The sequence below is a fragment of the Paenibacillus illinoisensis NBRC 15959 genome, assembly GCF_004000925.1.
Taxonomy (GTDB): domain Bacteria; phylum Bacillota; class Bacilli; order Paenibacillales; family Paenibacillaceae; genus Paenibacillus; species Paenibacillus illinoisensis.
Genome location: NZ_BIME01000001.1, coordinates 516,867 through 538,213 on the forward strand (window position 1 = coordinate 516,867; position 21,347 = coordinate 538,213).

The following is a 21,347-nucleotide window of genomic DNA, read 5'->3' on the forward strand; positions in this document are numbered from 1 at the left end:
GCTGTACGTGTACGCTCTGTGTTTACGTCTTTTTCATTTTAAATGATAACCAAAAATAGATATGAATCATAATATATACTCCCTACTCTTTCTAGCGTTCCCCTTAATCCGAATTCACAGGAATGTCATGGCGATGAACTCTGAGTATTTTGCCTGATGAAGGTGAGACGACGTCTGGATCCGTGCCCAAACCGAAATAGAAATCCCCTTCATGCTCTTCAAATGACTTCGCATACGTATCCTGGTTAAACCGGAGGATTTCATGCCAATTGATCAGATCCGTGGTTTGGTATACCCGGTTAATATACAGATTTTTATTTTGGAACGTGTAGGTGAGTACATATACTTTGCCGTCGCGCAAAAGCAAGTCTGTTGGCAATGCTTTGGCATCGGGTAAAATCACGCGCCTAGCCTGATTAATGGCTGTCATGACATTCAAGGATTTGGGAAGCAATTGACCGTCATTGAATACGCCACCAGCGATATAGACTAACTTGTTATCAAAGTTAACATTTTTCCCAATCTTGTTATACGGAATCGTGCCCTGCTGATAGGTCAGTCCCGGCAGGATTTTGTTACCGTAGATTACGACGTCTTTCTTCTCCAGGTTCGCATTAATCTCCAGGAAATTGGTTTTGTCATTCCAGATTTTATTGGCAGGATACATCATGCCGGATGCATACAGCTTGCCCCCCAGCTCAAACAGCGTGTATGCCCTTAGCCCGAACGTATTAATGTTTGCAAACTTCTGCCAGCTTACGCCCATATCATGTGAAATCAGAATCGTTGGCTTATCTTCTGTTCCGAGGGCGGCAAACATTTTGCCTTGAAACAGAGCAAGGTCATAAACGTGTACCCCAAGCGGAAGGTTGCGGTATTTCGTCCATACGTCCCCATCCAGCCGATAAAAGTTCCCGAGACTCCATTGCTCTCCGTCAGAATCATTTCCCGGAATATAGAGCTTGTCGTCCAGGACCTTGTAGATATCTATCTGCTCTTCATCCACAACCATTTTGGTTGATGGGACAATTCCCGGATTGCTGTTGCTGACTGCCTGCCTATTAAACGATGAGGTTGCTGTATCAAAATAAATGACCGGGATGGGACCCGAGTTCGGCGCTACCCCCATATTGCTGCTGTTGCCATGACCCAAATAGATCTTGTCTCTGTATAACTGCATATCCCACACATTATTGGCGTAAGGCGTTTTGGCAAAAGGTCGTCCAAGCAGCTCAATCTTGCTTGTCACATCCGCAGAATTGATGGGTACATTGGATACCTTCGCCATGGTCCGTTCAACAGTCGGCTTGCGCTCGGCCTTGTCACTGCTTTTGGGCTTGGCACTCCCTGTAAGCATCCAGCCCACGCTTGCAACGATGGTCAAAATTAGAGCTGCCCATTTCGTGTTGTTATGCACACCCGCTTCCTCCTTCGTTTTGAAATTGAATGCCTTTTCATATAAACGATACATATTGTATCTTTTTATATTATGTAAAACAGAACAAGCATGCAATACATTCCGCCCTTTTCAACAAAAATAGACAGCTTCATCCGAAGATGAGCTGCCTACGCGGGTACTCCATTTAGTCATAATGACTTCGTTTATTGAATTGAGAAGATTTCTGGTTGTGACTACTCGGCTTTGACCAGGATTTTCACCTGATTTTTCTCTTTCAGAAGAGCTTCGAATCCTTGATCCACCACTTCATCCAGCGAAATACGCTTGGTCACCAGCTTGTCTGCCGGGAAGAAGCCTTTATCCATCAGACTAATCACGGCCGGGAAAACATCCCGATAACCGATAATGCCGTTCACTGTACGTTCTTTCATGACGATAGAGTTAGGCAGAATCGGAGCCGCTTGCTCAAAAATGCTGACGATCATCAGCTCTCCGCCAATACGTGTCGAGTCGATCGCCTGCTGCAGCACAGGTGGAACACCTGTCACTTCATAAGCAACGTTCACGCCGCCTTGCGTACGTCTATGAATCTCTTCCACGACATTGTACTGGGTTGGATCAATAACGATAGCGCCGAGCTCTTCGGCTTTCGCTTTGCGTTCTTCAGATAGCTCTACTACATAAATGTCGGAGGCGCCGGAAGCTTTCAATGCTTCAATAACGAGCAAACCGATTGGACCCGCACCAAATACAGCTGCAGTATCGCCTACTTTCAGCTTGCTTTGACGCACGGCATGCAGCGCTACCGCAGAAGGTTCTACCAATGCTCCCTGTTCGTAGGAAATGGAGTCAGGGATGGCGTGTACCATATACTCTTCAGCTGTTACGTATTCGGAGAAACCTCCGCCCCCTCCGGCGAGACCGAGGAAACCCATCTGGTCGCACAGATTGTATCTTCCCTGTTTGCAGGCTTCACAATGTCCGCATGCATAGATAGGTTCAACGACAACACGGTCTCCTGCTTGAAAACGGGTAACACCTTCACCCACTTCAACGACTTGTCCCGAGAACTCGTGTCCCATCACTACAGGTGCTTGTTCGCCTGTTAGCGGATGCGGTGCTTGAGCTGGAATGAAAATCGGTCCTGCAGTGTATTCATGCAGGTCACTGCCGCAAATTCCGCACCATTCCACTTTTATTTTAACTTTCCCTTGTGCCGGGCTAGGTTCATCGATATTTTCCAGACGCAAATCTTTAACACCATGCCAACGTAATGCTTTCATCAATTTCATCTCCCAGATCATAGGTTTGAATATAACCGGAAACGTTTCCGTAGTTAAATATGTCATAGTTTAGATAGTCTGTCAAACACATTTTCCCATAAATACGTCGAATTCATGAATTTTTTGCCTTTACATGCAGCATGATAAAACCTGCTGCGATTGCCTCTATCCAAAGGTTTGCAGATTATACGCTCAAGAACGTATGGAATAAGTTAACACCCTGCTTACAGTTATAGGTCATGGAAAGTCTATTGACTTACAAAAAGTGTTATAATCAGAGTATACACATGAATTCAACACGAAATTACTATAGATTCGGAATCGTTTCCGGTGAAGTGAGGTTAGCCAAACGTGAGCAAAGAACAAAAAGTCACCATCAAGGATGTGGCGGAGTTAGCGGGAGTAGGCATTGCTACCGTCTCAAGAGCCATTAATAATTCTGAGGGTATCAGCAGCAAAACCAGAGATAAGGTCATGCAGGCCATTGAAGAGCTCGGTTTTGTTCCCAACACATCCGCTCAGAGTCTTAAAATTCGCCAGACCCACCAAATTGCCCTCGTTGTTCCGGATATACGAAATGCGATCATTCCAGAGATCTCCTGGTCTGTGGAGCAAACAGCTAAACAGCACGGCTATCACGTGGTACAGATTAATACGGCGGGGAATGCCCGCACAGAACTGGAAACCATTCGAAATATTAAAAAGCTGCATGTGGATGGCCTCATATTCATGCCGCTCGCTTATCCCAAAACGCTGCCAGGCTTGATCGATAAGGCTCCCCTTCCCATCTCCATGATTAACTACGGCAAAAGGCTTGAACCCGGCATGAAGGCAGATATCGTCTCTCTATCTCAGCCTGAGGGAAAGCTTGTGATGGAACATCTGATTAAAATTGGACGAACCCGGATTGCCTATGCGGGTGCCCCCAAGGACATCATTGAAGAGCGTTACCGTGCTTATGAACAAGCTCTGCCCCATGTCGATATATCACTTGTCTATTTCGGAGAAGATTTCTCCCTGAACACTGGAGCAAACGCTGCGGATTACTTCCATGGACTGACCCATATGCCAGACGCAGTCTACGCCATCAATGACATGGTAGCTATCGGATTGGTTAACCGATTCAAAGAATTGGGTATACGTGTGCCCGAAGATGTCGCCGTAGTTGGGGTCGATAATAATCAATGGACTACCGTCTCGTCCCCGAAGATCAGCTCGGTTTCCATTATGGGCGAAGAGGTTGCCAGGCTGGCAACAGAATTGCTGCTCAAACGAATCCGCGAGATGAGTACTTCTGACTATGAGCATATCCAGTTTGAACCCAGACTTATCGTACGCGAATCAAGCGTAGCGATGATTCGTCCCTCGTCACCACGTTCCTAATGGCTCATCCTGGATGGATGAAATGATAAATCACAAGCAAAAAAGGTGTCCCCGCAGCCATTAATCACGGCCTGAGGGTCACCTTTTTGTGGTCTGTATCGATTTAATGAAAACTGACGAGAACTGTGGCATGGTTTGTTATTACTTCACGATCAATTGTCTAATCGGGCTCCCTTTTAGAAACATCTCGATGTTTTCTACCGCATGATTATAATAGATTTCATAATTCCCTCGGGTCACATAACCCAAATGCGGTGTTGCCAGCACATTGGGCAAGGTTCGCATGATATGATTAACGGGTAAAGGTTCCTGTTCAAAGACATCAAGTCCCGCCCCGGCGATCAGACCATTTTGCAATGCCTCTACCATAGCCCCCTGATCCACAATTCCCGCACGGGATGTATTGATCAGCAATGCTGTCTTTTTCATCCGCTGGAATTCACCCTGTCCAATCAGATGACGAGTTCGTTCACTTAGCACCAGATGAATCGACACGATATCACTTTGCTCCAGCAGCTCTTCCTTTGTTTCGCACCAGATTACGCCTTGTTCTCCGGCTTGTCCAGGTGTCAAATTCTGACTCCAGGCCATGACGTTCATGCCAAAAGCCTTGGCAATCGCGGCCATCCGGGAACCGATCTTGCCCAATCCGAGCAGCCCGAGCGTCTTTCCGTACAAATCCATGCCGACCGTACTCTGCCAATTGCGATTGGATTTCAGCGCATTATTTTCTGTAACCAGCTGCCTGGACAGTCCCAAGATAAGCGCCCAGGTTAGTTCCGTCGGTGGATTGGAGCTGCCCTCTGTCCCACACACCGTGACTCCATGGCGTTCCGCAGCCTTAAGATCAATCGAGGCATTTCGCATCCCTGTTGTAATCAGCAGCTTCAGCTTGGGAAGCCTGGATATAACCGATTCAGGAAACGGCGTACGCTCACGCATCAGAATGACGATATCCATATCCTGCAGCTCCTGGATGACCTTTTCTTCCGAGCCCATGTAATGATTAAAGGTCTGAACCTCAACCCGATCTTGGACTGAACTCCAATCAGCCAATGATAGGGCGACGTTTTGGTAATCGTCCAATATGGCGCACCGTAATTTCGTTTGCAATATGTACCCCTCCTTCAAAATGCGTTGTATCCTACACCTACCCGTATTGTACCAATTCGACACCGGTCTGCCCAATGTCCTTAGACATAAAAAAAGAGCCGGAAGTCAGTTCCGCCTCTTCATTAACGAGCAACAAAACCTTAAAGCAAAGCATCCAGTTCAATCTCATGACTAACATATAGCTCCATCCTGGATCTCAATTGATTATACCGTTCTACTAACACATGATCCATTCCGAGTGCTTGCGCGATCACACCTAATATAGAATCATCCACATGTGGTGTACTCCAGCTAAACATCTGCTGATACAGGTTCAACATTGATTCTTGGCTCTGTTTAACATATCTAAGCGGGTGTGAGACGGATTCGAGTTTCAACTGCAGCAAGTCGTGGAACACATGAAACCGATGCTCCGCAGCCACGTTTCTTGTTAAACCTGCTTGAGAAGTCTGCACACTACTCACTTTATCTGTAAATGTAGCTAAGCCAGCTCCGTCCTTAAGATCTCTGATCAAATCCGAGAATGTTAATCCAACCATGGGCATGGCCATGTAGGCCCACCAATGACTGCCTGTTCCATTACCGTACAATTCCCAATTCGGATTCCATAACATACTTCGAATCTGTTCCTTCTGGGATGTTCCATACATCGCAACACCCCATACCAGCCCGCCATTGCAGTCTACTGACGCCTGTTGTCCCCATGCCAGAAGCTTGGGCACCATCTTATCAGCAGGAGCCCATTTTGCACATAATGCAGGGAGGATCTCCGGGAAAATAGCATTTCCGTAAACTTGCTCGAATTTATTTTTCAATCGCTGATGTTGATCCTCACAAGGCATGTGCAGCAAGGCCAAACAAGCATCTTTGGACAAATACCAATCATCTGTCATTACACAATCCACCAGATATTCGGTGCTGAGTGGATATCCCATGTAAGCCAGGACATGCAAAACGTCCCCGGGAACCCCCTCTTTTAGCTTTCCATTCACAAAACTACATTGATGAAGCTGCCGGGCAAGCTCCAAATCACCGCAACGCATGACGACTTCCAGCAGCAGTACATATCGGTAGTCCTCCGGATGCTCCAAATATAACTGGAGCAATGCCGCCGCGTCCTCCCGGTACCCATACCTCGCAATAACTCGGCAATAGGATTGAATCACACCCATATCCAGAGGATGGCCCAAATGAAACCATTCCAGTAATGCTTCGGTGGGCTGAATCATATCCATTCCCCTCCAATAATCAATAACGCCGCCTCAATACTTTGCTCTACAAACGAGCGGTCTGGCCCCGATTTCATTAATACAGTAAGTCCAATCATTGAAATAACCAAAGATTTTGCAGCTGCACTCGCATTCAGATCACCGGACAATTCTCCGGACCGCTGCCCCCGTTCGATCGTCTCCTGAAAAATCACTGCCAGATACATCTGATGCTCCCGGGTTAAAACGGCGAATTTCGAATCGTGCGGAGCCAGTTCAACCATCGTATTAATACAAAAACAACCGTGGCTCGGCTTGGATACATCCCCCTTCGCCCCAATGTGCTCAAACAGCGCACGAAATGCCTGTTTTACAGACCCTTCCTGCTGAAGCCTCGATCTAATTTGCGCGGCATGCAGAGTGGTATATCTGCGCAGCGCCGTCTCAAATAACTCTTTTTTGTCCCCGAACGCAGCATACAAACTGGGGCGTTGAATACCCATTGCGGAAGTCAGGTCAGTCAATGACGCTGCTTCAAACCCTTTATCCCAAAATATGCGCATGGCTGCATCAAGCACTTTATCGGTATCAAACTCCCGTTGTCTCACCATATTCTTTCTCCTTTTTATGTACCAATCGATATATTATATCGTAGCTTTCATTCATCATGATGTCAATTGTATCCCTCCATTAAATCATTGAATTAATAACAAAAATCTACTTTAAAAATATGCACAATTGACATTTGGATGATATATACAGTATGTTAATTCAGAATTATTATGTACTGACCAGTATAAAATTAAATTCAAAAATCCACTCTTGAAAGGTGACTCTCATGAATACTCCGATTCAACAGGTACACCCATCTTCAAAAGCTCATGCTGGCATGTCCCGACTTGTTGCGCTCCTCTTCGCTCTGTGCAGCGGACTTTCCGTAGCCAGCATTTATTATGCTCAGCCCCTTTTGGATGCCATGGCCAGAGATTTCCGGATCTCCCACTCACATATCGGCGTAATCATTACAGTGACCCAAGTCTGTTACGCCCTTGGACTCTTTTTTCTTGTTCCTCTCGGCGATCTGATTAACAGGCGAAAACTGATCATTGTGCAGATGCTCTTCTCCGTCGCGGCTCTGCTTGTCGTTGGCACCACATCATCTAGTTCCATCTTTTTCACAGCAATGGCACTCGTCGGATTACTGGCTGTTAATACTCAAGCGCTCGTTGCCTTTGCCGCAGCACTCGCTTCCCCTTCGGAACGCGGACGGATTGTAGGCCTCGTGACTAGCGGAATCGTGATTGGCATATTGCTCGCTCGAACGGTTGCGGGCACCCTGAATGATTGGATCGGCTGGAGATCGGTTTACCTGTTCTCGGCATCGCTAACATTGCTCGGCGTAGTCGCCCTGCTCCTTCTCCTGCCCAAGCATGAGCCTCAGCGAACAAAATTAAATTATGCTCAATTGCTTATTTCGGTAATACAACTCTATCGGGAGCTACCTATACTTCGAATTCGTGGCGTGCTGGGCATGCTTATTTTTACTGCTTTCAGCATTTTATGGACTGCCATGGTCCTTCCACTCAGCGCACCTCCATTCTCGTTGTCCCATACAGCCATCGGTGCTTTTGGTTTGGCAGGTGCCGCGGGTGCACTGGCTGCTGCCCGTGCCGGCAAACTCGCTGATCGGGGTCTTGGACAGCACACAACTGGATTCTCTCTTCTGCTTCTGCTCCTGTCCTGGCTGCCGATCGGCTTCGTTCATCAATCGTTATGGTTTCTGATCGTTGGCGTCATTGTGCTTGACCTCGCTGTACAGGCAGTCCACGTCACCAACCAGAGCCTGATCTATCAGGTTCGTCCTGAAGCACAGAGCCGTCTTACTGCTGCATACATGATATTTTACTCAGCGGGCAGTGCAACCGGATCTATTGCTTCGACTATGATGTACGCCTGGGCAGGATGGACGGGCGTATGCTGGCTGGGAGCAGCGGTGAGTGCAGCAGCATTCCTGTTCTGGGCTATTGACCGTTACTTACAACGGAATATGATCCAATCCTCTTGTGTTCCGGCACATAAAGGAAACTGAATTATTGTTCTAACTTAGAACATACAACAATGAACAGCGTTGCAAGCGGACCAAACAAGAGGGAGATCAGAAACCAGTTAAGCCCACTTCTGTTTTTCCCTTGAGCAAGTCCGGCATTAATTAACGCAAGGGTGCCCCAACCAACAAAATATTCGTTTCCCATCAAGATCACTCCCTATCACAAGTAATTTGTCGTCAGACCTGTTGGTTCTTCTGTTCCAGTATAGCTTTCAGCTTCGTATTGCGGCTTTGGATAAAAGCATGCATATAATGCTTTAAGACGAGCCGCTCAGCCAGTCTTCCCAACACACCGAGTGGTGCTTCAAATTTCAGCATGTCCCTCATGCAAGTGGTTTGGTCATCAATCCTGCTGAAATGATGTTCGTGACGCATGCTCTGGAATGCCCCTTTTACCATCTGATCGACAAACACATGCGGACGTTCATATTGCACGATACAGGAAGTCAGTTTCTGCCTTATGCCAAAATGAGTTGCTTGAAACGTCACCGTGTCGCCTGCACCTATTCTGCCGGAGGTCACGCCCGAAACAGCTCGTTCCCGTGTATGTTTCCATACCGTCTGTGTATGAACATCAATATCCCGGGCATAATCAAAACATTTTTCAATTGGAGCACGTATTGTAATTTCGGTGACCACTTCAATCAAGGTTTATCGCTCCTCAGGTAAAATGGATTTTGTACCCAGTATACGCTTGCTCTCCTTAGAGAACAATGCACCAAAAGCCGTTACACAAAAAGGTCCCCTGTCATTATGCAGGAGACCTTTTTGTACTCTAAACTTTTATAACCTTAAATAATCAGTTCTTTAATGGCAATGCTGCGTTCTTTGGACAAGTCACGATACTGCTCGGACTCGACCTTGACCAGTGGATTGAAGATGTCCGACGTATTATTCATGATGATTACCCCTTTTTCACCATTGCTCAGAAGCACTTGCTTGCCGATAAAGTTCGGGAGAAGGTGCTGCATCAGAGCCTGAACCGGCTTTTCATTCAACTTGCCAAACCCCATCGCATAGATGTCACGCAGATTATTGATTAGGTTCGGATTGCTGCCCCCGTGAATGCCGGATCTCATACCGATGTATACGTCAGCCACAGACACGATCTGCGTATAGGGATGGATTTCACTTTTATCCATTTGCATTGGATACCCCGAGCCATCCTCACGTTCATGGTGCTGAAGCGCTACAAGCGCAGTAGCCTCATCGGTCATAGAACTTTTGATGATATCATGGCCATAAATGGTATGACGCTGCAATTCCAGCTGTTCATCCGCCGTTAATGGTTCCACTTTGTTACGAATCCGATGGGACACTCTGCATTTGCCTATATCATGCAAATAGCCGCCACGGCTGATCTGATAGCTTTCCTTCTGGGAATAACCCATCCAGCTGGCAATATAGAAGGACAGCAATCCAACCTGAATGGAGTGTGTATAGTTGTTTACATCATCACGTTCCAGCATCATCAGGAGATGTACGACATCCTTTTGCTCGTCCAGTCCATCCACCATTGGCTGCAGTGCATCGTCCACCATGGTAGCATTGAATTTACCCACAGTAAGTGCTTCAAGAAATGCATTTTGGTAGTTATGTACAGTCTGTGTAAATTGGGATTTCATTTCTTCTTCAGGCGGTTCTTCCTTAATGCTCGAACCAGCTGCAATACTCGAACCGGCTGCAAATTTGGCTGCAGCGGCAAAAAACTCAGCTTCTGTTATTTCTTCTTCACGTGATTCAATATCTACATAGTCCACACGGTGCTGCATGAGCAAGGAAATATCCTCACTTTTGATTACAGTCCCTTTCCCGAGAATGTGCAACCCCGCATCGCTAAATGTATCCGCAGTCAGACGGTCTCCGTCTTGCAGGTTCATAATATGGATTCTCAATCGGTATTCCCCCTGAACATTCATTATAGTAACAGTACCCGATGGATTGGGTCCCCAAAATACCTATACTTCTTTATATCGATCATTTTCTTGATTTTCTGCATAGTTCAAACGACCTTAATCGCAAAAGGAAATACGAACGTGTAAGACTTTCTTCTCATTCATATTTCTTAAATAATCCCGGTTTTGCCGAATAAGGAACATGGAATGTTACGTTTCTTAGGATTGGAGAAATATAAAGAGCCCAAACTTCAGTTTGGGCCCTTTCCTATAGAGCTAAATTTTGACCGATGCCAGACTTGCTCCACTGACGAATAAACGTTCGATGCTTTTCTCAACCGCAGGATCAGGTATAAGCGGTGGTGCCTGATGCGGCTTCACCCGGGCATCAATAATCATCTGATCGCAGCCCCAGTGCTTATGCGAATAGCTGCTGTTTACCCCATACATGTCGTGAGATGGATTGCTGCGCGTAAATGTAGCCCATAAGAAGTTGCTGAGGCTTGCACTCAGGAAAGAGCTGTCATCGCACAGAATAATCAATGGACAGGAATCAAGTCCCCCTTGCTCCTTCAGCATATCCGTAAATTGCTGCATTTCCCGCGCCGTCTCTTCATAACTCGTAAAAGCAGACGTCTGAATCGATACAATCCCCGGCATAATCAGCTGCGCATTCGTATAACCACGAATATTCTTCAAGGTATCCGGCACTTCTGTGCACAGCTCCCGAATCTTCTCACCGTAGGCTGCAAAAACAACCTTACTGCCGGTATTTAACCCGGTTCCTGAGTAATCCAGTGTATCGATAGTGGTATTGGTATGGAAATGGATATCCCGCTGCAAATTCATGCGCTCCAGTATATAGGTCAGGAATTCCACTTCACGGTGGGTATCCAGCGGCTGCTGATCCTCAGCTGTAATAAACAGATACTTGGCCAGACTCAGCTGCCCCGTACCCAGAATACGGTTCGCAATGGTCAACAATTCCGTCGGCTGCTTCACCGTCTGATATGGCGTGTAACGCTCACTTCCGATTGCAAATAACAGAGGGTGCACCCCGGCAGCGTCTACGGCATGTACTTCTTTGACACCCGGAATCTCCTGTTTGATCGCATCGCCCGTAATTTCATGGATTAGATCACCAAATGCCGTATCCTCCTGCGGAGGACGACCGACTACCGTAAATGGCCAGATTGCATTAGGCTTTGCATACACTTTGTGCACTTTCATCAGCGGGAACTCATGCGTCAAACTGTAATAGCCCAGATGATCACCAAACGGTCCTTCCGGTTTTGTTTCACCTGGATAAATATCTCCGGTAATGACAAAATCAGCATCATTGCTAATACAGTATCCATCCTTGTAGCTATAACGGAAACGACGTCCAGCGAGCAGACCGGCGAAGGTCAGTTCACTGAGACCTTCAGGCAAGGGCATCACCGCAGACAGGGTATGAGCTGGAGGACCACCAATAAAGATACTGACTTTGAGCGGCTCTCCCTTTTTGACAGCCTTCGCCTGATGTATACCGATCCCGCGATGAATCTGATAGTGCAGCCCGATTTCCTTGTTCATTGCATAATCATTGCCGCTCAGCTGGACGCGGTACATACCCAAATTGGAGTTCATGATCCCCGGTTTATCCGGGTCCTCCGAATAAACCTGCGGCAACGTTACAAAGGCACCCCCATCCATGGGCCAATGCTTAATCAGCGGCAGATCGGAGATTTGAATTTCCTGAGCCGACACGGGCAGACTGATCGACTTCTGTTTGGGTAGCGCCTGCCACGCTGCAAGACCTGTGCTGATGTGCTGCAAAGGCGTCTTGAGCGCCTTCATTGGATCGTCCCGTACTGCCATGACCCGTTGTACGCCTTCGAGCGTGTTACGGAACATGAATTTGCAGCGCTCGAGTGTGCCAAACAGATTGGATACCGCCTGGAACTTCGAGCCTTTTACATTTTCAAACAACAGCGCCGGGCCTTTCGCCTCGTGCACTTTCATATGTATTGCGGCCATTTCCAGATTCGGGTCTACTTCTTCCTTAATCCGGATCAGATGTCCATGCTGCTCCAGATCGTTGATGCAATCTTCCATATTGCGATATTTCATGGGATGGCTCCATTCTTTTAATATAATATATATTTATGTTCATATATTCACATGGACGCGCAAACAAGAATTTGAACCAACCGCCTGAATCCACGTCCTAATCTACTTCATTCTAAAAGACTCACTCTTCACGTCTCTTCTATTTTATCAAATGATCTGCTAGTAAACAAAAAATATATATGATCCTCACTGACTAAGGTTAAAGATGGGAATTCAGAAATTACACTTCCGTGTATAGCAAGAAGGCCAGCTAAGAACCTCGGTTCCAGGCTGGCCTCCTTATCTTTCATACGTAAGAGAATATTAAATTCCCTCAACAATCCGCTTCGCCCTAACTTTCACCTCACGATAAAGTTCATCCTCATCGATCGTTAAGAGCTTCCTTCCTCTCATCAGAACCTGTCCGTTTACAATCGTCGTGTCTACGTCCGCACCATTTACGCTGTATGCAAGTAGAGACTCCAGCTCGTGTACAGGCTGAAGATGGGGCTTCTTCAGATCGATCAGAATCAGATCTGCCTTGCGCCCTGCCTCCAGCGTACCTACATCCTCCTGAAGCTTAAGCAGACCTGCGCTGCCCCGAGTAGCCATCTGCAGCACTTGCCTTGCCGGCAAGCGAGTCGGATCTCCGTAATCGAGTTTTTGCAGCCATGTTGCGGCTTTGATCTCTTCGAACATATCGACAGTTGTCGCACTACCGGCCCCATCTGTTCCGAGTCCGACTTGGATCTCCTGTGCAATCATGTCCGTGATGGGAGCAATACCGCAACCCAGCTTCAGATTGCTGACCGGATTGTGGGCTATGCCTCCACGCATGCCTTTTAGCCTGCCGATATCTCTTCGATTGAGGTGCACTCCGTGTGCAAGCAGCACATGTGCATTCTCGAACATGCCAGCTTCCTCAAGGTATTGCGTTGGGGTCATACCGTAACGTTCACGAATCTTCGCGACTTCTTCCTTCGTTTCGGCCAGATGGATATGAAGAGGGATATCTTCCTTTTCAGCCAGGGCAATGACTTCCATTAACGGTTCCATGGGACAGGTGTATGGCGAGTGCGGCCCGTACATCGTTGTAATTCTTCCATCCGCCTTGCCTGACCAGCGATGAACGAGATCAATGGCTTCCTGCATCCTACGGCCGCCGTCATTCTCCATGAATACCATTCCGCGCGTGAGAGATGCCCGAATGCCCGTTTTGGTTACGGCTTCAGCGATCTCATTCATGTGGATATACATATCTGCATAGGCGGTGGTACCTGATCGAATCATCTCGGCCATGGACAACAGGGCTCCCCAATAGATGTCTTCCGGCGTCATTTGTGCTTCAGCAGGCAGCATTTTGCGGTCCAGCCAGTCCATTAACCTCAGATCATCCGAGAACCCCCGAAGCAGACTCATCGGGGAATGCTGATGTGCATTAATCAGCCCCGGCATGGCAAGCATGTTTTTTCCATTCATGATGTCGTCACCCGGATTGGCCGCAAGGTGATGCGAGATCTCGGCAATCCGGTCTCCTTCAATACGAATATCCCCCAGGAAGGGGGCCTCTCCGTCTTTCATGGATAGAATCATCGCTTGCTGAATCAATATGCCCATTCGTTTCACAGCTCCTCTGGATTCAAGTACATAGCTCAGATCCAAAGGATAAGCCTTCACGTAACGGAAAGGTCAAGTCATGAATATTTCTGCATCGTGATCTTTCGATAACTTTGGATGAAAGGTTTGGGGTCCATTTTCACCATATAGGGATACACCCCAGTGCTTGTATGGAGGTAGAAAAATCCCCCCTCATTTCCCATTCTTCGAAAGGACATGTCGAATACATCCTTGATATGAAACTCGCGATATTTCGTTACAATTCTGTCTGAGTACAGGATCATGGATCGTTCGTTCGACTTGATCTCTTGCGCGAGACCGGTCACTTCCCTCTGTACTTTATAGTATGGCAGCACTGCAATACAGGTCATGATCCCCCTCCGCTCTTGTCATGATTCTGGTTCCATCATAGCAGATTGGAGAGGTCAGCCAAAATAATTAACTTAAATGATGACCAAGATGAGACTTCTGTAGTTTGCATCATTCGATTCCACACACTCCGGGATACTTTATATAGAGGATTAGGGCGTTCTCTATTTATATATTGAAGATTGGATGTGGATGGCTTACCACCCTTCTTCACAGTATATATCGCATTCAATGGTATATCTTATCCCGTTTCCAATTTAAGGATGATCGTGCCGTTTAAGAAAATGACGGAGGAACAAAAAAGAAGCGTAATCCATCTACGGATTACGCTTCTTTTGTTCTATTCGCTTGAGTACACCTAACCAGCTTGCGCTTCTCATAGCGTTTTTTGTTGATAAGTCACACCTAGGATTTTGCGGGTTTGGTTCCTTTGGCTGGTTTGATCTTTTTCTCCTGCAGGATTACCGTTTCCTGAGGATGTTCCACCGGATACAGTTTACGGAACAATAACGTCTGAAGGACAAGGAATGAACCGCCAACCGTCCAATAGAGCGGCATGGCTGCGGGTGCTGTCAGAGAGAAAAAGGCCATCATCAGCGGTGAAATGTACCCCATGATTGCAAACTGTTTCCGCTGTTCAGGTGCCATATTGGCCTGTGAAACTTTTGCCTGAATCAGGTAGATAACCGCAACCACAACAGCAAGCACATAATCGGGTGCCCCGAGTTTGAACCACAAAAAAGAATGTGAAGACAACTCTGGCGTTAGCCGGATTGCCGTGTATATCCCCGAAAGGATCGGCAGCTGAATCAACAGCGGCAAGCAGCCGATATTCAGTGGATTAAAATTATGCTTTTTGTACAACTCCATCGTCTCTTGGGAGAGCTTCTGACGATCTGCTGCGTCATTCTTGCCCTCGTATTTTTTCTTGAGTGCATCCATCTCGGGCTTCATGGCATTCATGATCACACGGGTTCCCTGCTGGGATTTGGCCTGGCGCATCATCAAAGGCAGCAGCGCAAGCCGAATGACCAAAGTAATCACGATAATGGAGACGCCGTAACTGCCACCAAAGATGGATGCAATGTGCTGAATCAGATACGACAGCGGAAATACAATATAGTGATTGAAGAATCCAGGTGTTGAAGCGTTAATCTCCGAAACATTGTTACTGCATCCGGCCAAAAGCATGACTGCAAATAAAATGGCAATCAGCCCATAAATCCGTCCCTTGCCAGATGTAAAAGTGAACCCCTTGCTTGTCTTATGTTCCATATATATCCTCCTCGTTGATTGAGTTTCAATGTGTCCAACGAGGATGTACAATCTGGCTCATCTTCATCCGGTGCTTCTCTACGTCTGATCATCCTGGTTAAATCTTCAGGTCTATGCTGTCCATCCAGCGTCAATGCAGGGAGTCCGGATTCGACGCCGTCTCCGTCTCCGCCTTCCATCCAGTACTCAGTCATTCCACAGTGCAGATGGGCAATGTAGGCATAGCTCACGGTGAAAATAAGCCCTATTGAGAATAAATAAGGTAATAACTCCTGAAGTTCAAACAAGGGATTCACCCCCTTTATAGGTTCATTTTTATATTATAACACTTACATATCCGTTTTGCATAAATTCACGGCTTAAATGCCATCATCGATCGCTATTCCGTTCTCAATTTGGACAATTCCTTCGCAGCCCTATATCTTGCCACATTAAAAGAAGGCCAGGAACTGCTGTTTTCTCTCTCATATATGTAACCTTCACGCTCCAATAAATGATCCTTCAGCGCCGGGAATTCCTCTTGCGCAAACTTCCGTAACTGCGGAATCGCATCGGCTGACAAATTCGCCAGATAAGCTGCATCAATGTTCCCTGTCTTATGGTAACGTTCCACGTTCAGCTCGGCGATCCGGTTATCCATACTCACATAATTGACAGCTGTATAAGCTGTAAGTGACAGTACAATGTACCAGCGAAGCAGTGGAATGGAGGTATATCGGATGCGTAAACCAGCTATGAAAAGCAGCAATGCCAGAAAAATCATAAATGCATGTACCAAGAAACGAATATACGTGTACCCGTAAGCCTGTTCGTACAGATGGAGACGCATAAACGCAGAATACAGCATGATGGCTGTGCAGCCTACAAGAATAAGCAGAAGCACCTGATGAATAATCGAAGCTGTTCTCCCACTCGGTCTGGTACATTGGAGTGCAACAATCAAAATGAAAAAGTTAATACTGGTGACCAGCACAAGTTCGGCAAAACCACTGCGGGCATATTCGGCGTAAGACAGGTCAGAGGGAAGATGCCCACTCCCTGCACCAAACAGGTAGGAAAACTGTACAAATACAAACAATACATACACACAGTTCATAACGAACAGCATGGTGCCCACGATGATGGGATCCAGCTTCACTGTTTCCCTGCCGGTACGGATGGCTTGTACAAGGGCTTTGGCTTCACCCGTCTTGCTTGATTCGGTTTCTGTATTCTGCTGGCCTGCATGGTCATGATCGGAGACCCGCACTGCTGCAGGTGATAACAAGGCTGCATTTTTCCAATGGGCGTTCTCCCTCTTCTCGGCTTCGTACTCCATAGGTTGAACGAATCCCCATACATAACTAAACAACAAAATGCCTCCTATGATAATCCAGAGGATTCTCGGAAATCCAGGTGTTAGAGTCAGATGGTTCAACCATTCCGGAAAACCAGACAAATATTGATTGAATACGCCATCTGCGGAAGTCAGCAATGCAACCACCACAATCAGGATCGGGAAGGATGCGGCCAGTCCAATGAAAACTTTGACCAGAACTGCTTTCTGGGACTTCCCCATTCCACGTCCCCCTGCTTTTACCACAATGCCTGCGATGGTCCCCCAGTGGCGAATCGATTGTGGCAGCAAATGATCCAGGGAGGTACCGATGATTCGGAGATCCCACCACTGCTTCCGCTTACGTCCAGCCAAATAAGTCATATGTAAAATAATCAAACCGGGGACGAACAGAAAATTGAGGACACGCAGCAGTTCATTGTCAAAAAGTAAAAAGGTTAGCGCGAGCATGAGTACGACCGCAGCCATCCATGCGTCAATCAGGGTTAAAGTCCGAATTCGATCCTTCGCAAACACATACATAAATGCATAAAAGAGAAGCACAAAAAGCAGATACGATACGCCCACCTCTCTTTCATAAAACAAATACTGATGAATGACCGCCAGCATCAAGGCAGACAACAGCGTAATCAAAGCACGATTCGGTGAAACCAGTATTTTCTCAATCATGGGAAAAACCTCCATTATCTTTCTAGACTTTATTCTAGATGATAAAATAAGAAGATAAAGAGAAATTATAGGAGATAAAATTTCTTATTTTAGTTCGGTTGCACCACCAGCTCTATTTCCGAGGAGGCTTGAAATCGTGAAACTGCATCAACAGTATTTGCTGCTTCATAACCGCTTTGGTGATATGACCGAGCATGAAGCTACTCTCTCCGAGCTTGCAGAACTGCTCGATTGCACACATCGAAATACGCTTACCATTGTCAAAAAAATGGCGGCCTGCGACTGGATTCGCTGGATCTCTCAGCGTGGCCGAGGTCGCAGGTCAACACTCACGCTGCTCGTACCAGCCGAACAGATCGCAGCAGAATATATGATGCAAGCCCTCAATCGCCGGGAATTACATCAAGCCGCTGAACAGGTGCGTGCCTTCTCCACCTCGACCATGATGCGGGAGCATTTAAACCACTGGCTGCTCGGTTACTCGGGCCATCATACGGAAGCAGGAGAGCATAACGAGCGTATTGATACGTTGAGGCTGCCACTTCAGCAGCAGCTTCATGCTCTTGATCCGCTGTATATTAATCTGCTTGCCGAGTCCTTTGTCACCAGTCATGTGTTTGATGGACTGGTTCAGCGTAATGAGCAAGGAGACATCGTTCCATGTCTTGCCCACACCTGGGATGTTAGCCCAGATCGGAAAACCTGGCTTTTTCATTTGCGCAAAGGTGTCTTGTTTCACAATGGAGTACGATTGACTGCAGGAGATGTAGTGCATACGTTTGCCAGGCTGCAGGCTACCGAGCGACGGACATTGTATCGAGATGTGAGCAGACAGATTCTGTCTGTCGAAGCCCTGAATTCGCTCACCATAGTTTTCCGACTCAAAGCACCGCATGAATTATTTCTGTCCTTTCTAGCCACAAGCCGTGCAGTCATAGTCCCTTCGGACAGTACCATGAAGCCTGGCGATGACAAGTCAGTTGAATCAACGTCCATGCCAAAGCCTGTTGGAACTGGCCCCTTCAAGGTGACGTTATGGGATGAACACCTGTGCAGACTGGAAGCATTCCCGGCCTACTTTCAAGGAAGAGCCCATCTGGACCGGGTGGATATTCTGCAGATTCCTTGGAGCGCCGAGACCGAATGGGGAGAACATGGCGAAGCGGAAACGCCTTTCTTCCACCTTGTTCCGAATCCGGCTGCCGCTAAGGGTGCTGACTGGATACAAATTAGTGCTGGCGTCATGGTGAACAAGCTGCTCACTTGTAACACGCAAAAAACCGGACCGCTCAGCGATCCGGCTATTCGATCTCATCTATATGAGTGTATTTCTGGCGTGATCCAATCCTCTGAAAAACCCTTGGACAAGGATCAGTCGATTCCCTTACAGCTGGCTACCATTCCACAATATCGGAAAGATGCTGCTGTGATAGCAGCCAAACTGGAACAATGTGGATATGCTTGCAAGATTCATACGGCAACGATGGAACAATTCAAAGGTCCATTGCGGATGGAGTCCGATCTCATTTTATTCTCCCTGATCCGGGACCGGGATGAAGAATTACGCAGAACAGACCTCTATCTAACCCTGTCGGAACATCTGGATGAACCCACACAATGGCGTGTGCAGATGATGCTGCAAACCGTTACGGAGTCACCATTAATGACAGATCGAACTGCAGGCCTTGACCGGATTGAACATTTCTTGCTGGACCACCATCTGATGTTTCATTTATCTGAGAAACCGGTGGAAACCGCCTATCTGCCTTCCGTGCGCGGGCTATCGTTTAATAGTCAGGGCTGGGTCAACTTGCGCCATATCTGGTTTCCATCTGGAAGTACAGTGTTAGAAGATTGAAAGACAAAATTACATTCAGTTAATGTCTGCATGATAATAGATCTGCTCATTGTATTGGTCTCGCCGTTTGTTGGCTTTTGTTGTTCTTCAGTGAAACGGTGTCTTTGCGGCGATACACACCAAGAAGCAATCCCATCATGGCATAATCAAAGATGAGATGGTTGCCGTATCCTATAAAAGGAAAGACCACACTTAAAATCGGAACTCTACCAGTGGTCATTGCCAGCGAATAAATCATCTGCAGTGCAAACATGGACGTAATAATGACGATAATCATTCGACCAAAGTCATCCCGAATGCGAGGGAGCGTATTTACCATACTTGCAACAAACCAGATGATAGCCACCAATAGCCCTATTCCGGCTGCCCAACCAAACACATCGATTAGCAGCACACCTGGGTAATCAAAATAACTCGTTTTAAATTGGTCAAATGCTGTGTCTAGCCCATTTCCCCACCATCCAGCTGATTGAAGGATGCCCGCGATGGAATGGTTGTAGTAGCCATTTCCCATTGAATCATCCTCAAGATTGAACACAACCAAGAATCTTTCCAAACGATGGTAAGAATCCGTTGTAAGCAACAACAATAAACCCATACTTGCAGTTATAACTGTGGCTATAGCTGTATAGAGCCATTTACGCGTGATCCAACCAAATAAAAATAGTGAAATGATCCCGAACATCACAAGGCGTACCCAATCCGATATCTGAAACAACAGTGCCGCCGGTAACGCCACCATCGCTATATAAGATAATATGGATTTGGCATTACAATTGAAACGAAGCTTGTCCAGCAAAATAGCACCTACAGCAAGTGGTAATACCCACATTGCAGCAGTAGTCAGATCTAATACAAATCCATATGCGTTATAGTATCTGTAAATCCCATTGATACTTGAGGATATCATTGAATTGATCATTAACATGGTATTAAGCAGGATATATATCCACCAAGCGCCTCTTCTCCATTTGCGATAATCGAAGAACATAAAGAAGGACATAAATAACATTCCTATGATAGTGTAAACCACTTGAATGTTATAAAAGTTCTGAAACCTATCATCCGCTACATTGGTTGTAAAAATCCACATCAAAAACAGGCTAACGATAGCTAAACTGATCAATCCGATTATCAGTCCCCAATGCATCCGATGACGATGCAGCCTATGCATGCTTTTGCCTACTGCTGCGGGATCACCCATTTGCTCTATGGCATACTCGGCTGCTTCTTCCTGAGTTAAGCCCTCCTGTTCCTTATCCAACATCATTTCTCTTATGTGGTTTCCCAATTCATCACGCAGATCGGTATGTACTTCACGAGCTTTGACTTGACTGCACATCTCGTCCAGATAACGTTTAATCTTATCGTGTTGATCCGTCATGTTAAGCCTCCCTCCCCAAGTACACGATCCACAGCACGACGGAATAAAAGCCACTCGGTTTTTTTGTGCTGCAAAGCCTCCACGCCCTTGTCTCGAATGGAATAGTATTTACGTTTTCGGCCATCTACCTCCATCCAATAGGATTCCACCCAACCTTCAATCTCCATGGCATGGAGGATGGGATATAATGTGCCTTCTTTCAAATTAAATACACCTTCCGATTGACGGTGAAGTTCTTTAATCAATTCATAACCGTAAAGTGGCTGATTGTGCAATAACGTCAAAATTAGAGTTTCTGTACTTCCTTTAATCATTTGTTTGTTTACATTCATATGAATTCTCCTCCTTTCTGTCATTCAA

The 21,347-nt window shown here is 46.6% G+C and carries 19 protein-coding genes; 3 read left to right on the plus strand and 16 right to left on the minus strand.

Annotation, left to right across the window (positions count from 1 at the left end):
• Nucleotides 1-103 precede the first annotated feature (103 nt).
• Complete coding sequence (locus PIL01S_RS02120; protein ID WP_127536057.1) at nt 104-1,417, minus strand: hypothetical protein; 1,314 nt, start codon at nt 1,415-1,417, stop codon at nt 104-106.
• Nucleotides 1,418-1,632: 215 nt separating this feature from the next.
• Nucleotides 1,633-2,682, minus strand: coding sequence for a 2,3-butanediol dehydrogenase (locus tag PIL01S_RS02125; RefSeq protein ID WP_127536058.1), 1,050 nt, complete (start codon nt 2,680-2,682; stop codon nt 1,633-1,635).
• A gap of 351 nt (nt 2,683-3,033) precedes the next feature.
• Between PIL01S_RS02125 and PIL01S_RS02130 the strand changes: the two genes are divergently transcribed.
• Complete coding sequence (locus PIL01S_RS02130) at nt 3,034-4,065, plus strand: LacI family DNA-binding transcriptional regulator (RefSeq protein ID WP_127536059.1); 1,032 nt, start codon at nt 3,034-3,036, stop codon at nt 4,063-4,065.
• Between the two features lie 141 nt (nt 4,066-4,206).
• Here PIL01S_RS02130 and PIL01S_RS02135 read toward each other — a convergent pair whose 3' ends face one another.
• The 3 genes from PIL01S_RS02135 to PIL01S_RS02145 all read right to left on the minus strand — a co-directional run bounded on the left by PIL01S_RS02135 (nt 4,207) and on the right by PIL01S_RS02145 (nt 6,997).
• Nucleotides 4,207-5,178 (minus strand): D-2-hydroxyacid dehydrogenase family protein, encoded by a 972-nt coding sequence (locus tag PIL01S_RS02135; protein WP_127536060.1) that lies wholly within the window; start codon nt 5,176-5,178, stop codon nt 4,207-4,209.
• A gap of 140 nt (nt 5,179-5,318) precedes the next feature.
• Nucleotides 5,319-6,407, minus strand: a complete 1,089-nt coding sequence (locus PIL01S_RS02140; protein ID WP_127536061.1) for a hypothetical protein — start codon at nt 6,405-6,407, stop codon at nt 5,319-5,321.
• On the minus strand, nt 6,404-6,997 hold the full coding sequence (locus PIL01S_RS02145; RefSeq protein ID WP_127536062.1) for a TetR/AcrR family transcriptional regulator: 594 nt from the start codon (nt 6,995-6,997) through the stop codon (nt 6,404-6,406). The genes PIL01S_RS02140 and PIL01S_RS02145 overlap by 4 nt, the downstream gene beginning before the upstream one ends.
• 227 nt (nt 6,998-7,224) lie before the next feature.
• Here PIL01S_RS02145 and PIL01S_RS02150 point away from each other — a divergent pair, with 227 nt between their 5' ends.
• Nucleotides 7,225-8,475: an MFS transporter gene (locus PIL01S_RS02150; protein WP_127536063.1), complete on the plus strand. Its 1,251-nt coding sequence runs from the start codon at nt 7,225-7,227 to the stop codon at nt 8,473-8,475.
• Nucleotide 8,476: 1 nt separating this feature from the next.
• Here the strand turns inward: PIL01S_RS02150 and PIL01S_RS29405 are convergent, their stop codons facing one another.
• From PIL01S_RS29405 to PIL01S_RS02190, 9 genes are all read right to left on the minus strand, one after another.
• A complete protein-coding gene (locus tag PIL01S_RS29405; protein ID WP_164764150.1) occupies nt 8,477-8,638 on the minus strand; it encodes a hypothetical protein in 162 nt (53 codons plus the stop codon).
• A gap of 32 nt (nt 8,639-8,670) precedes the next feature.
• Nucleotides 8,671-9,132 carry an SRPBCC family protein gene (locus PIL01S_RS02155; RefSeq protein ID WP_307720975.1) on the minus strand — a complete coding sequence of 154 codons (462 nt, stop codon included), beginning with the start codon at nt 9,130-9,132 and terminating at the stop codon, nt 8,671-8,673.
• A gap of 152 nt (nt 9,133-9,284) precedes the next feature.
• The gene (locus PIL01S_RS02160) at nt 9,285-10,388 is read right to left on the minus strand and encodes an HD-GYP domain-containing protein (protein ID WP_127536065.1); all 1,104 of its coding nucleotides are present in this window, start codon (nt 10,386-10,388) and stop codon (nt 9,285-9,287) included.
• Nucleotides 10,389-10,664: 276 nt separating this feature from the next.
• On the minus strand, nt 10,665-12,500 hold the full coding sequence (locus tag PIL01S_RS02165) for a UbiD family decarboxylase (protein ID WP_127536066.1): 1,836 nt from the start codon (nt 12,498-12,500) through the stop codon (nt 10,665-10,667).
• A 303-nt stretch (nt 12,501-12,803) separates the two neighbouring features.
• Nucleotides 12,804-14,096: an amidohydrolase gene (locus PIL01S_RS02170; protein WP_127536067.1), complete on the minus strand. Its 1,293-nt coding sequence runs from the start codon at nt 14,094-14,096 to the stop codon at nt 12,804-12,806.
• Between the two features lie 77 nt (nt 14,097-14,173).
• Entirely contained in the window at nt 14,174-14,467 is a 294-nt protein-coding gene (locus PIL01S_RS02175) for a hypothetical protein (RefSeq protein ID WP_127536068.1), read from the minus strand.
• A gap of 403 nt (nt 14,468-14,870) precedes the next feature.
• Nucleotides 14,871-15,740, minus strand: coding sequence for a membrane protein insertase YidC (gene yidC, locus PIL01S_RS02180; protein WP_127536069.1), 870 nt, complete (start codon nt 15,738-15,740; stop codon nt 14,871-14,873).
• Nucleotides 15,677-16,027, minus strand: a complete 351-nt coding sequence (locus tag PIL01S_RS02185; RefSeq protein ID WP_174818656.1) for a hypothetical protein — start codon at nt 16,025-16,027, stop codon at nt 15,677-15,679. The genes yidC and PIL01S_RS02185 overlap by 64 nt, the downstream gene beginning before the upstream one ends.
• Nucleotides 16,028-16,119: 92 nt before the next feature.
• A complete protein-coding gene (locus PIL01S_RS02190) occupies nt 16,120-17,745 on the minus strand; it encodes a DUF4153 domain-containing protein (RefSeq protein ID WP_164764151.1) in 1,626 nt (541 codons plus the stop codon).
• Between the two features lie 136 nt (nt 17,746-17,881).
• On the opposite strand from PIL01S_RS02190, the gene PIL01S_RS02195 reads away from it, so the two are divergent.
• Complete coding sequence (locus PIL01S_RS02195) at nt 17,882-19,603, plus strand: ABC transporter substrate-binding protein (RefSeq protein WP_127536071.1); 1,722 nt, start codon at nt 17,882-17,884, stop codon at nt 19,601-19,603.
• A 46-nt stretch (nt 19,604-19,649) separates the two neighbouring features.
• On the opposite strand, the gene PIL01S_RS02200 is transcribed toward PIL01S_RS02195, so the two are convergent.
• Together PIL01S_RS02200 and PIL01S_RS02205 are read right to left on the minus strand one after the other, a co-directional pair.
• Complete coding sequence (locus PIL01S_RS02200; protein WP_127536072.1) at nt 19,650-20,987, minus strand: FtsW/RodA/SpoVE family cell cycle protein; 1,338 nt, start codon at nt 20,985-20,987, stop codon at nt 19,650-19,652.
• Nucleotides 20,984-21,319, minus strand: coding sequence for a PadR family transcriptional regulator (locus PIL01S_RS02205; RefSeq protein WP_127536073.1), 336 nt, complete (start codon nt 21,317-21,319; stop codon nt 20,984-20,986). The genes PIL01S_RS02200 and PIL01S_RS02205 overlap by 4 nt, the downstream gene beginning before the upstream one ends.
• Between the last annotated feature and the right edge of the window lie 28 nt (nt 21,320-21,347).